Raw genomic sequence first — 11,673 nt, 5'->3', positions numbered from 1 at the left:
ATTATAAACCCGGCCCTATTGAAAAGTGCAAGCGCCACGTTTTCTCTTCTTCGTTAAACCCACGAGCGATGTAGAGCCTAACGGTACCCACAGGTGAGAGCCAATGCGCACCGCTACCTACGCCATATACCAAATCCTCCCCCAGAGCATCACTTGCGCTTCCAGCATCAACAAAAAATGCCGCACGCCACGCTTCGGCTACTTGATAAGCATATTCGGTACTGGCGACACTGAGAAACTTAGCACCAATTAGCTCTGGTTGATTCGTTAACTCATCAATCCTTGATGCACTGATAGTATTCAGTTGAAAGCCCCGAACACTGTTGTCACCGCCGGCAAAAAATCGCAGGCTAGAGGGCACTTGTTCGAAATCTGATGCAAAAATAGCACCCGCATCGGCACGTAAAATAAACCGGTGTTTATCGAAACTCCTAATCCATTTAGTCTGAGCGGTAACTCTTACGAGGTCAATGTCTGACAATAAATCTTGTGAAGCGGCTTCTATTTTTATTTGCTGTCGGTCGCCCCAATTTACAAACAGGTCACCGCGCTTTCTTACACGATTGAAGCTCACACCAGGAAGTAGCAGTTGAGTGCTCTGCTCGATATCTATCCCTTGCGTAAAACGCTCATACTCATAGCGAATAAAGGCAATTTTGTTCCATTCGTTCTCTTCAACAGCCCCAAACTGCCGCTGCAGCGCCAAGCTAAAGGTATCACTCTCTCGTTGGTCCTCGTTCAACTGTTGAAAACCTAATTGAATATTCAAAAAATCGTTCAGCGGGTTCGCCATGGGAATTTGATAAGCGAGTGCCGCCGATTTTCGTGGTGCCGACAAATAGAGTTCAGACGAAAGGGTGTGTCCTCGTAAGTTCACCCACGGACGTTCCCAATTAAAAGTGAGTCGAGGGCCAGAATCAGTCGACGCACCAACGCCAAATTGGTAAGTATCTCTTGGTTTAGTTTTCAACAACACTTCGATAGGAACGAGGTGAGCACTCTTTTGAATGTCACTTGCAGCATCTATGTTCGCCCGTGCCAAAGCGCTTTCATAGTAACCAGTTTGCCGCATTGCTTGAGTGAAATTACCTAACAACTGTTGATTAAAAAAGTCGCCAGTACTGAATGGACGTACTGAGTTTACTAGCTCAATGCCCTTTTTATCACCAATAAATTGGAGTTCTCCAAACCTGTATCGTTGGCCAAATTGGAGTGTCCAAATAATGCTAGCTTGGCTAGTCTTAGAGCGGACTGCCACCTTGTGCTCGGATAGCTCAAAATCAAAATAACCAAAAATGAGCGCAAAAGACCGTACAGAACTTTTGATTCTTTCGTAATCGCCATGATTGAAAACTTTTCCTCTCATTGCTCGCAGTTCGTCTAACAAGCTTTTTATTTGCAATGGGAAGTGGGCTAGGCTGAGAGCCTTTAGGCTTGCCTCATCCATGTTTAGTGTTACATTGTCGACGACAAGCTGTCTTCCGAGGCTTATTTGGACAGTCGCTTTTTGTTCAGAATTACCAAGCAATAGTGAATCAAGCTCAAGAAGTTCAATCGTAGCTTCATAGTACGAGAAAGCCCTTACCGCTGTATTCACTTTGCTTTTCACTTTCGTATCAAACTGTGCGAGTTCAAAGTCATTGGTCGGTAATGTAAGTTCACTTAGGTGTAAGCGAATATTACTTTCAATGTCGGCGTCTACACCTTTTATAAGCCATTCTCCATAAACATGAAGCGGGAGTAAGCAGCAGCAAATAACGACAAAAATACGCACAAATAACCTATTAATTACCAAAGCTAAAATATCAAACTCCTTTACCTTATCCGAACAATACAGTATCACCGACAATATTGACTCACTCCAATGCAAATCGTTTCGTATTTGCAGGTTTGAAACCCGACTTAATAACTGTTTTAGCACCCACCGCGTATTCTGCCTCAAAGTACAGTGCCCTCAAATGTGCCCTTGAGCTATGATTGTTTTGTCTGTAAGGAAACAGACGACACACCAAGGATGGTGATGATCTAGGCTATCTTCAAGACTGGCCTAGATTACTTTACCGCCCTCAGCACAGTCCAAATATTCGGAGACAACATGAGACAATTAACAACACGAGAGTTAAGCAAACAAGAACAAACTACAGTCAGTGGCGGACATCGGGTACCTTATGCAATTAACCCAACTATTCACGATGATCCTTTGGACCAGTGGAGTATGCTTACGAGCCAAATGTTACTTCAGGAACGCAGCATCATTGACAAAATAATAAACACCGACTTAATTCCTTAACCAATAAAACAATCACTCGCTATCGCATACCGAGGCTAGTCTAGAAAAACAAAACCCCAAATACGTGAGTGTTTGGGGTTTTGAATCAAATAATAAAAAACGTTAGGAAAATCAAGGGTTGACTAGACCAGAGATCTTGTATTTACTTACTTCCGAGTTACTCTCGATTTCCCTATTCGTATACGTATAAATAAATACACTTACGCTATATCTTCTATACTACAGTATAAATCTGCTTAAGTCTTCATTTTCTGCTAAATTTTCTAAATGTTGATTGACATACGCGTCATCCACCACCAGTGACTCACCCGCTTTATCGCTCGCTTCAAAAGAAATGTCTTCCATTAAACGCTCGAGAACTGTGTACAAACGTCTCGCACCTATATTTTCAGTTTTTTCATTCACCTGCCACGCAACCTCGGCGATCCTTTGAATACCCGAGCTTGTGAACTCCACATCTACACCTTCTGTTTTGAGAAGCGCTTGGTACTGCTGAGTTAGCGAGGCATTTGGCTCGGTGAGTATTCTCACAAAATCCTCAACTCGAAGTGCTGCTAATTCAACGCGGATTGGAAGTCGTCCTTGCAACTCTGGAATAAGGTCGGATGGCTTAGCCATCTGAAAAGCCCCTGAGGCAATAAACAAAATATGATCTGTTTTAACCATGCCATGTTTTGTCGAAACCGTTGAACCTTCGACTAGGGGCAGAAGGTCGCGCTGAACGCCTTCCCTTGATACATCACCAGAGTGGTTTCCTTCTCTCTTACAAATCTTATCAATCTCATCGATAAACACGATACCATTTTGCTCAAGCGACTCAATTGCATTTTCTTTTAAATCTTCTTGATTAACCAACTTAGCCGACTCTTCTTCAACTAAGAGCTTGAAAGCTTCTTTGATTTTCAGCTTTTTCTTTTTCTTTTGACCGCCAGACAGATTTTGGAACATCCCCTGTAATTGATTTGTCATTTCCTCCATTCCGGGCGGAGCCATTATTTCAACGCCCATTTGTGGCAATGAAACATCAATTTCGATCTCCTTGTCATCTAGCTGACCTTCGCGCAATTTCTTACGAAAAACTTGGCGCGTACCTTTATCAGGATTGCTCTCAGCTTCACCATTAAGACTTTGAGCTGGAGGTAATAAAATATCAAGAATACGATCTTCTGCCGCTTCCTCGGCACGATACTTCACCTTTTTAGATGCTTCCTCTTTGGTCATCTTGACAGCGATATCGGCTAGGTCACGAATAATAGTTTCAACTTCTTTGCCCACATAGCCCACTTCAGTGAACTTGGTCGCTTCAACTTTAATAAAGGGTGCATTCGCAAGCTTCGCCAATCGACGCGCTATTTCAGTTTTACCAACACCTGTCGGACCTATCATCAGAATGTTTTTAGGCGTCACCTCTTGACGAAGTTCAGGGTCAAGCTGCATTCTACGCCAACGATTTCTTAGGGCTATCGACACAGCCTTTTTGGCATCTGCCTGCCCAATAATATGACGGTCTAATGCGTGTACAATCTCTCTAGGAGTCATTTCTGACATAATATTTACCTTAAATTTTGTTAGCTTGCAGGCGACTGAGCACTCTGCATATGGAGCGAGGCTCGTTCAGTAAACGAGCAAACTACTAGTACTCCAGAAGTTCAACTGTATGACTATGATTGGTGAATACGCAGATATCACCAGCAATCGTAAGGCTTTTTTGAGCGATGTCACTGGCGCTAAGCTCAGTATTGCCCAATAACGCGGTTGCAGCAGCTTGGGCAAAGGGTCCTCCGGAACCAATGGCAATGAGGTCTTGCTCTGGTTGGATTACATCTCCGTTACCCGTGATAACCAATGAGGCACTGTGATCAGCAACAGCCAGCAGCGCTTCCAATTTGCGTAGCATGCGGTCTGTTCGCCAATCTTTGGCTAGCTCAACTGCAGCTTTGGTCAGATGACCTTGGTGCATCTCAAGCTTTGATTCGAAACGTTCGAATAAGGTAAAAGCATCTGCGGTGCCCCCTGCAAAACCGGCAAGCACCTTATTGTTATAAAGGCGGCGAACTTTCTTTGCATTACCCTTCATTACCGTGTTGCCAAGAGAGACTTGGCCGTCACCGGCAATAACAACTTGATTGCCGCGGCGAACAGAAACAATAGTGGTCATGTATACTCCTGATAAGATGCTGACAATTTCAGCTAGTAGGGTATATGTGGGGCAAGATACGTTTAATTCAAGAGAGCTTTAGTTTAATCCCAAATTTTCCAAACTTGACAGGTGCGAAGCCCACCTTTTACCAGTTTCCCTCGGTCGAAATCCGCTTTTCGCTTCATATCGTAAGGCCCGATGAAAACGACATGCCATGTTCCATTTGAATTATTGCTCTTCTTCATTTGCGGTTCATAACCAAGCATAGCGATGCTTGCTCGCATATTATTTGCTCGCTCTAGCTCGCGGAAGGAGCCACAACGCACATTCCAAGTTTCGCCAGTATCTGGCATCTCCTCAACATCCACTTCAACTGAATAAGACGGCAGCCCCTCGATGAATTCCCACTCCTCATCTCCTAGTTCCGGAATGGCGGTTGAATCAGTGGTTTCAGTATCACTCGTAGACTTATTCGTAGGCACAGCAATCGCCGAAGATGGAGACTTTACTTCACCTGGCTTTGCATCGATGGCAGACGAAACGGTTTCAGTGTCTACATCATTGTTGGTCGCACCTACATTGCTATTTTTAAGATAAAAAAGCCCGATGACGAATACTACCACCACCAATATAGCCAATAATACTTTGAACCACGGCACAACCTGCTGACTGCGCTTTGGGGGATTTGCTTTCTTTTTCTTCTGGCCTCGGGCCACGTAATCTCTTTGCGCCATACTTTTTGATGAATTCTTTTTGTTGTAATACTAATCCGAGGCAGACTATACAAAATTTTTCGAGAAAAAACGCCTCTATATTTTAATATTCTTATAATGAAAGATGTTCAGCTGAAGTCAGTCGGTAACACATCAATACTCCAGCGCACTTGTTTCGCAATGGGTAGCTGAATAAGCGCTGCGTTGGCTTGTTTTGTTATTTCCTGCAGATATTTTCTTGAGGCTGATTGTATTATAAGGTTAAAACGATAGCGTCCTTGACGTTTCTCTATTGCAGCCGGAAAAGGCCCCAGTACTTTTGCATGTTTGAACTGAGTAAAGGTTTCAGCACAGAGTATTAGAAACTGGTTTGCTAGGCCTTTTTTGTGTGACTCGCTTCGAATGCAAACTTGAAACTCATGTGGTGGTAAACCGGCATGTTTGCGCTCGAGTAAAGCATAGCGAGCAAAGTCAGAATACCCATTGTTTATCAGGTCTTGTAATAAGGGATGTTCTGGGCAATGTGTTTGTAGCCACATCTCTCCAGATTTATCACTCCGCCCAGCTCTTCCTGCTAACTGCGTAATTAGCTGAGCGAGTTTCTCAGGGGCTCGAAAGTCGGCACTAAACAGCGCGCTATCGACATCAAGTATGAGAACAAATGTGACATCTGGAAAATGATGGCCCTTCGATAATATTTGCGTACCCACCAGAATTTGATATTGCTTTTGATTAATTTCTTTCAAAAGACGATCTAGCTTCCCTTTGCCGCGAACAGAGTCGCTGTCGATTCGTATACTATTATATTCGGGGAATAATTCACTCAAGCCTTGTTGAAGCTGCTCAGTGCCGTAGCCGAAGGTGTCCATGTCACTCGCCCCACACTCTCTGCACTGACTCGGTAGGTACCTAACATCGGAGCAACGGTGACACTGAAGATGATGCTGGATTTTATGCACCGTCATGGGGTTATCACAGCGTTCACAGAACTCCACAAAGCCACATTGATGGCACAACAAGGCCGGCGCATAACCGCGCCGATTAACAAACACCATTACCTGATTACCGTTCTCAAGATGCTGCTTCATTTTATCGAGCATGCCTTGCGCTATCCCAAACTGCATCTTTTGACTTTTGACATCCATGAGCCGTTGGCTCGGCATAGAGGCGCTCCCAGCTCGATTGGGTAGACTTAAGAACTTGTATTTTTTCTCCAAGGCGTTGTGTAAGCTTTCCAATGACGGGGTTGCACTGCCGAGCACCAGTGGAATATTCAACTTATTTGCGCGGTACACCGCAATGTCGCGAGCGTGATACTTCAGGTTGTCCTGTTGCTTGAATGACTCATCGTGCTCTTCATCAACAATAATCATTCCGGGGTTTTTCAGTTGTGTAAAAATAGATGAGCGTGTGCCTATCACTATACCAACACTTCCCTCTCGAGCTTGCTGCCATACGCTGAGTCGATCGGAATCATTTAGATTAGAATGTAATACCCCGACCCGAGTGTTGAAGCGTCGCTCAAAGCGCTTCACAGTTTGCGGTGTTAAACCTATTTCGGGCACCAAAATAAGTACCTGCTTTCCGACTTCAAGAAGAGGCTCGATAATTTGTAAATATACTTCGGTTTTACCGCTTCCTGTTACCCCCTCAATTAAGAAAGTATCAAAGCTTGTGCACATGGAAATGGTTGATATTGCGATCGATTGCTCAATATTGGGCACTGGTTTTGTATCGATTTTGAGACTTGACTGCCAAAGTCCTGGTTTTACCGCCTCGTCATATTTTTCAATTAAGCCTTTGTCGAGCAGGGCCTTTATTACACTGGCGCTAAAGCTCTCTTTGAGCTCATGCACACTGCATTTATGGTCAGTAGCTTGCTGCATAGAGGTGTATAGTTCACCTTGCTTGCGTGAACGAGCAACTAACTCACTAGCGTGTAGATGTAATTCCTGATTGCTGGAAAGTCGATAATAAGAAATACTTTGCACCGATGGCCTTGCCTTTCCATCTTGATGCTTTCGTAAGCTTGCTGGAAGCAAAGTGTGCATGACTTCACCAATAGGATGATGATAAAAGTCACTCATCCACTGCGCTAGAGTCATCATGTGCTCACTCAGCACAGGACAATCATCTAAAATACGCTCAACTGCACGCAATTTCTTTAGATTTATATTTAGCTGTGCAGCTTGCTCATCATTTTTAACAGTAACCAAATTCACTACAATACCAAGCACTTTTCGCGGGCCAAAAGGCACTAGCACGCGCGCCCCAATGATATCTGTGGTACTAAGCATTATTTCATAATGAAAGAGTTGATACATTGGCACTGGGATTGCCACTTGAGCTATTTGCAACGGAATTCCTTGGTTTATGTACGTGTTATATGTTAACTGATTTATCGAGCAATGCGCGCAACTTAATGTTAGCAATAAAACCTAGCTGAAACACACTTATTACTTGCCTTAGAGAAAAAACTCACTTATCATGCGCGTCCAAATTTTGCTGGCGGTGGCTACATGACCCCCATCGGCGTATTAATCAATTTCGTTTGGTGTGCAACTTCGGGTTGTATAGCGAGACGGCCTAAACATAAAGGTAAGCCAATGAAAGACGGTATTCATCCACAGTATAACGAAATCAAAGCGACATGTTCTTGCGGCAACGTATTAGAAATTCGTTCAACGCTTAAAAAAGATATCAACTTGGACGTATGTTCAGCTTGTCACCCTTTCTACACTGGTAAGCAACGTAACGTTGATACTGGTGGTCGTGTTGATCGCTTTAAGAAGCGTTTTGGCGCTCTTAGCAAGAAGTAATAAAAGCTTTGGCCGAAAACTGCATTTAGCACTTTCGCATCTAATATCAAAGAGCACTCTCAAGTGCTCTTTTTTTTGCAAACTATTTGAATGTGGCATTGCAGATGTTGGCTTCACTATGCCCTGCTATCGCATCTGTCCTAAGTGCTGCAATCCCCATCAACTACCAGTCTAAAAACTGTAAATTTATTACACTTTTTTCGTATTCTCTTGTATTTTTCCGCGTTATCTACACAAGCTCATTATGCTTCATAAATACTCATTATATTGATTTTATAATAGTCATCGATCTACTCGAAAATAGTACATTAAAATCATGGTCTTACCAGTTTGTAAAAAAGTAGCTTAGTAAAAGTTATATTCTTCCCTCAGCGCTTATTTATGCTACATTTGCACTAGATTCGTAAGTTAAACTGTAAACTTACAAAAGAGTGTAACATCGACCCAAAAAGAAAGGACCCTGCACCTTATGTCAGATTTTCGTCAACAAGCGCTTGATTATCACGAGTTTCCGAAGCCAGGAAAGATCAGTGTAGAGCTTTCAACACCCGCCGATACCGTCAACGACCTTGCGCTGGCATATAGCCCTGGGGTTGCAGAGCCTGTCAGAGAAATTGCAGCGGATCCAAACGCAGCCTATCGATACACGGCAAAGGGCAATATGGTTGCTGTAATTTCAAACGGAACAGCAATTCTGGGCTTGGGAAATCTTGGCCCCCTCGCCTCAAAGCCTGTTATGGAGGGGAAATCACTATTGTTTAAACACTTTGCTGGGCTCGACTCCATTGACATTGAAGTTAAACATAGAACCACTGAAGAGTTTATAAACACCGTCGCCAATATTGCTGATACCTTCGGTGGTATAAACCTTGAAGACATAAAAGCGCCAGAGTGTTTCGAGATTGAACAAGAGCTCATCAAACGATGCAAAATACCAATTTTTCATGATGATCAACATGGAACTGCCATCGTTACCGCTGCAGGCATGTTAAATGCCTTAGAAATTCAAGGTAAAAAAATTGAAGAAGCGATTTTTGTTTGTATGGGCGCTGGTGCAGCAGCCGTTGCTTGCATGGAGCTATTGATAAAGTGTGGCGCTATGCGTGAAAAAATTTACATGCTCGATCGCAAGGGAGTGATTCACACCCGACGAGAAGAGCTAACACCACACAAAATGCTGTTTGCAAACAATACAGATAAACGCAGTTTGGAAGATGTGTTGGAAGGTGCTGATGTATTTTTAGGGTTAAGTGGCCCTGATCTATTGCCACCTGAAGCACTCAAGTTGATGGCACCGAAGCCGGTTGTATTTGCGTGCTCCAATCCAGATCCGGAAATAAGACCTGATTTAGCGCATGCGGTACGTGATGATTTGATCATGGCAACAGGTCGCTCAGACTACCCCAATCAAGTGAACAATGTGTTGTGCTTCCCATTCATCTTCAGAGGGGCGCTTGATGTGCGCGCTGGTGTGATAAACGATGAAATGAAAGTAGCGGCTGTTGAAGCCTTGCGCTCAGTATCGAAAGAGGAAGTACCTGAACAAGTGCTCATAGCGAGCAACAGCAAGAGTTTGAAATTTGGGAAAGACTACATCATTCCAAAACCAATGGATCCTCGCCTATGCAAACGGATCGCGACGGCTGTCGCACAAGCCGCAATCGACTCAGGCGTGGCAAAAATTGAAGAGCTGCCTAAGGATTATTTAGCCAACTTTTAAAGCGATCATAGTGAGTGCTTTATCTGTGTCTATTTTGTTTAGATAAATATATTGAAAAAGCCCCTTATGGCATGTTGTAAATATCAATAACATGACCATTAAGGGGCTTTATATTTTAGGCTGCCGCCGTTGCAGATTCGCTTTTACTACTGGTTTGATTCATGAGTAAGTAGTCGTAAGCCGCTAAAGAAGCTTTTGAACCTTCCCCCATGGCAACAACAATTTGCTTATAGGGCACAGTGGTAACATCACCACATGCGAAAATACCTTCTTCACTCGTTTGGCCTTTCTCATTGATAATAACTTCACCATATTGGGTCAAGTCAACCACCCCTTTTAGCACCTCACTGTTAGGTACCAAGCCAATCTGTACGAACACCCCTTCCAGTGCTTGTTGATGTACTTCTGAGCTTGCGCGATCAATATACTCAATTGCGTTTACTTTGCCATTTGCTGCCAGAATCTCTTTGGTTTGTGCGTTTTTAATGACCGATATATTGTCGCGAGCATTAATTTGGTCAATAAGTACTTGGTCAGCTTTCAGCTCAGGCAAAAATTCAAACACCGTAACGGATTTTACGATACCGGCCAAATCAAGAGCAGCCTCGACGCCTGAGTTGCCACCACCAATAACAGCAACGTCTTTTCCTTTATAGAAAGGGCCATCGCAATGTGGACAGTAGGCCACTCCGTTACCTATATACTCCTTCTCACCCGGCACACCAAGCTCTCTCCAGTTAGCACCTGTGGCAATAATTATCGTTTTTGTTTCAATTACTTCCCCAGAAGTCAGTGTTAACCTTTTGATTTCGCCTTTTTCAATCTTATCAACACGAAGATGCTCGCGCATAGTCACTTCATAATCGTTAAGGTGGTCCATCAATGAATTGGTAAGCTTCGGTCCAGTAGTCTTGGGTACAGATATCAGGTTTTCTATGCCCATGGTGTCTTTGACTTGCCCGCCAAAGCGATCAGCGACAATAGTTACCTTCAAACCTTTCCTAGCAGAATAAATCGCCGCCGCAACACCTGCTGGTCCACCGCCAATTACCGTTACGTCTTGCAGTGCTAGTGTTTCAGCGTCGTTACTTGCCGCATACATTTCCGGTTGTAACTCGCCAAGCTTATCAATAAGTTTAGCGGTATCAATCTGGCCAGTGGCAAATACCTTACCGTTCATAAATACAGTTGGTACGCCTTGAATACCGTTTTCTTCCACTAATTCAGGATATACGCTGCCATCAATCATTTCAGCTTCAATATTGCCATTAAGCAAAGCGAATTGATTCATTGCTTGAACTACGTCTGGACATGCGTGACAACTGAGGCTCACATATACTTGAAACTTCAGTGGGCTTGCCACTTTTTTGATCATCTTTTGTATCGACTCGTCAAGTTTCAATTTTACGCCGCCTGACTGTAATACCGCCAATACAAATGAATTGAACTCGTGACCACCAGGTACACCCGAAAATACGATACCGGTAGATTTTCCATCTACATCTAACCCGAAGGTTACTGGGCTTCGAAAGCGACCTGCATCATCTCTTTCCTCTACAACAATTTTGTCAGATATTGAGGCAAATTGGCTCAACATCTCTTTGAGCTCATTTCTTTTAGCGTGTTCACCAGTTTGCAATACTAGCGTTACAGTTTTTGTCATGTCATTCGTATATTGCTTCAAGGCATTTAAAATATCTGGCGTTAACATAATTTTTCCTCTTTTGTTTTTGCTGTGATGCGTTAATGACGCAAAACAGACTGTGTTTGCTGACGGTTGAAAAGGTGTCAGTCTCTATTATTTCAGGGTGCATTTGGCTAAGCCCTCGGGCTGAGCCTGTCGCTCTTGGTGTTCATAAAATGTGGATGAGCGAACTATCACTAATTATCAGGATATCGCTCGTAACAGAGACTGAAACCCTTTCATGTTAAATTTTTGCTTCTTAGCATAGTTTAATCTCAAGCGTTCCGGATCAGAGTATACAAATACT

9 protein-coding genes are annotated in these 11,673 nt (G+C 43.4%); 3 read left to right on the top strand and 6 right to left on the bottom strand.

The window, feature by feature from the left end; all coding sequences use genetic code 11:
• Position 1: 1 nt before the first annotated feature.
• Positions 2 to 1,942, bottom strand: coding sequence for an autotransporter assembly complex protein TamA (locus tag ISG33_RS00465; RefSeq protein ID WP_195731625.1), 1,941 nt, complete (start codon positions 1,940 to 1,942; stop codon positions 2 to 4).
• Between the two features lie 153 nt (positions 1,943 to 2,095).
• Between ISG33_RS00465 and ISG33_RS00460 the strand changes: the two genes are divergently transcribed.
• Positions 2,096 to 2,290, top strand: a complete 195-nt coding sequence (locus tag ISG33_RS00460; protein WP_195731624.1) for a hypothetical protein — start codon at positions 2,096 to 2,098, stop codon at positions 2,288 to 2,290.
• Positions 2,291 to 2,509: 219 nt separating this feature from the next.
• Here the strand turns inward: ISG33_RS00460 and hslU are convergent, their stop codons facing one another.
• From hslU to priA, 4 genes are all read right to left on the bottom strand, one after another.
• Positions 2,510 to 3,838: an ATP-dependent protease ATPase subunit HslU gene (gene hslU, locus ISG33_RS00455; protein WP_195731623.1), complete on the bottom strand. Its 1,329-nt coding sequence runs from the start codon at positions 3,836 to 3,838 to the stop codon at positions 2,510 to 2,512.
• 85 nt (positions 3,839 to 3,923) lie between these two features.
• Positions 3,924 to 4,448 carry an ATP-dependent protease subunit HslV gene (gene hslV / locus ISG33_RS00450; RefSeq protein ID WP_195731622.1) on the bottom strand — a complete coding sequence of 175 codons (525 nt, stop codon included), beginning with the start codon at positions 4,446 to 4,448 and terminating at the stop codon, positions 3,924 to 3,926.
• A gap of 83 nt (positions 4,449 to 4,531) precedes the next feature.
• Positions 4,532 to 5,164 (bottom strand): SPOR domain-containing protein, encoded by a 633-nt coding sequence (locus ISG33_RS00445; RefSeq protein ID WP_195731621.1) that lies wholly within the window; start codon positions 5,162 to 5,164, stop codon positions 4,532 to 4,534.
• Between the two features lie 107 nt (positions 5,165 to 5,271).
• Complete coding sequence (priA, locus tag ISG33_RS00440) at positions 5,272 to 7,500, bottom strand: primosomal protein N' (protein WP_195731620.1); 2,229 nt, start codon at positions 7,498 to 7,500, stop codon at positions 5,272 to 5,274.
• Between the two features lie 249 nt (positions 7,501 to 7,749).
• Here priA and rpmE point away from each other — a divergent pair, with 249 nt between their 5' ends.
• Positions 7,750 to 7,962, top strand: a complete 213-nt coding sequence (gene rpmE, locus ISG33_RS00435; RefSeq protein WP_195731619.1) for a 50S ribosomal protein L31 — start codon at positions 7,750 to 7,752, stop codon at positions 7,960 to 7,962.
• Positions 7,963 to 8,431: 469 nt separating this feature from the next.
• Positions 8,432 to 9,682: a malic enzyme-like NAD(P)-binding protein gene (locus ISG33_RS00430; protein ID WP_195731618.1), complete on the top strand. Its 1,251-nt coding sequence runs from the start codon at positions 8,432 to 8,434 to the stop codon at positions 9,680 to 9,682.
• 115 nt (positions 9,683 to 9,797) lie between these two features.
• Here ISG33_RS00430 and ahpF read toward each other — a convergent pair whose 3' ends face one another.
• Positions 9,798 to 11,393 (bottom strand): alkyl hydroperoxide reductase subunit F, encoded by a 1,596-nt coding sequence (ahpF, locus tag ISG33_RS00425; protein WP_195731617.1) that lies wholly within the window; start codon positions 11,391 to 11,393, stop codon positions 9,798 to 9,800.
• Positions 11,394 to 11,673: the final 280 nt, after the last annotated feature.

Source organism: Marinibium conchae, from assembly GCF_015595035.1.
Taxonomy (GTDB): Bacteria; Pseudomonadota; Gammaproteobacteria; order Enterobacterales; family Alteromonadaceae; genus Glaciecola.
This window is presented reverse-complemented; position numbering and strand designations above follow the sequence as displayed.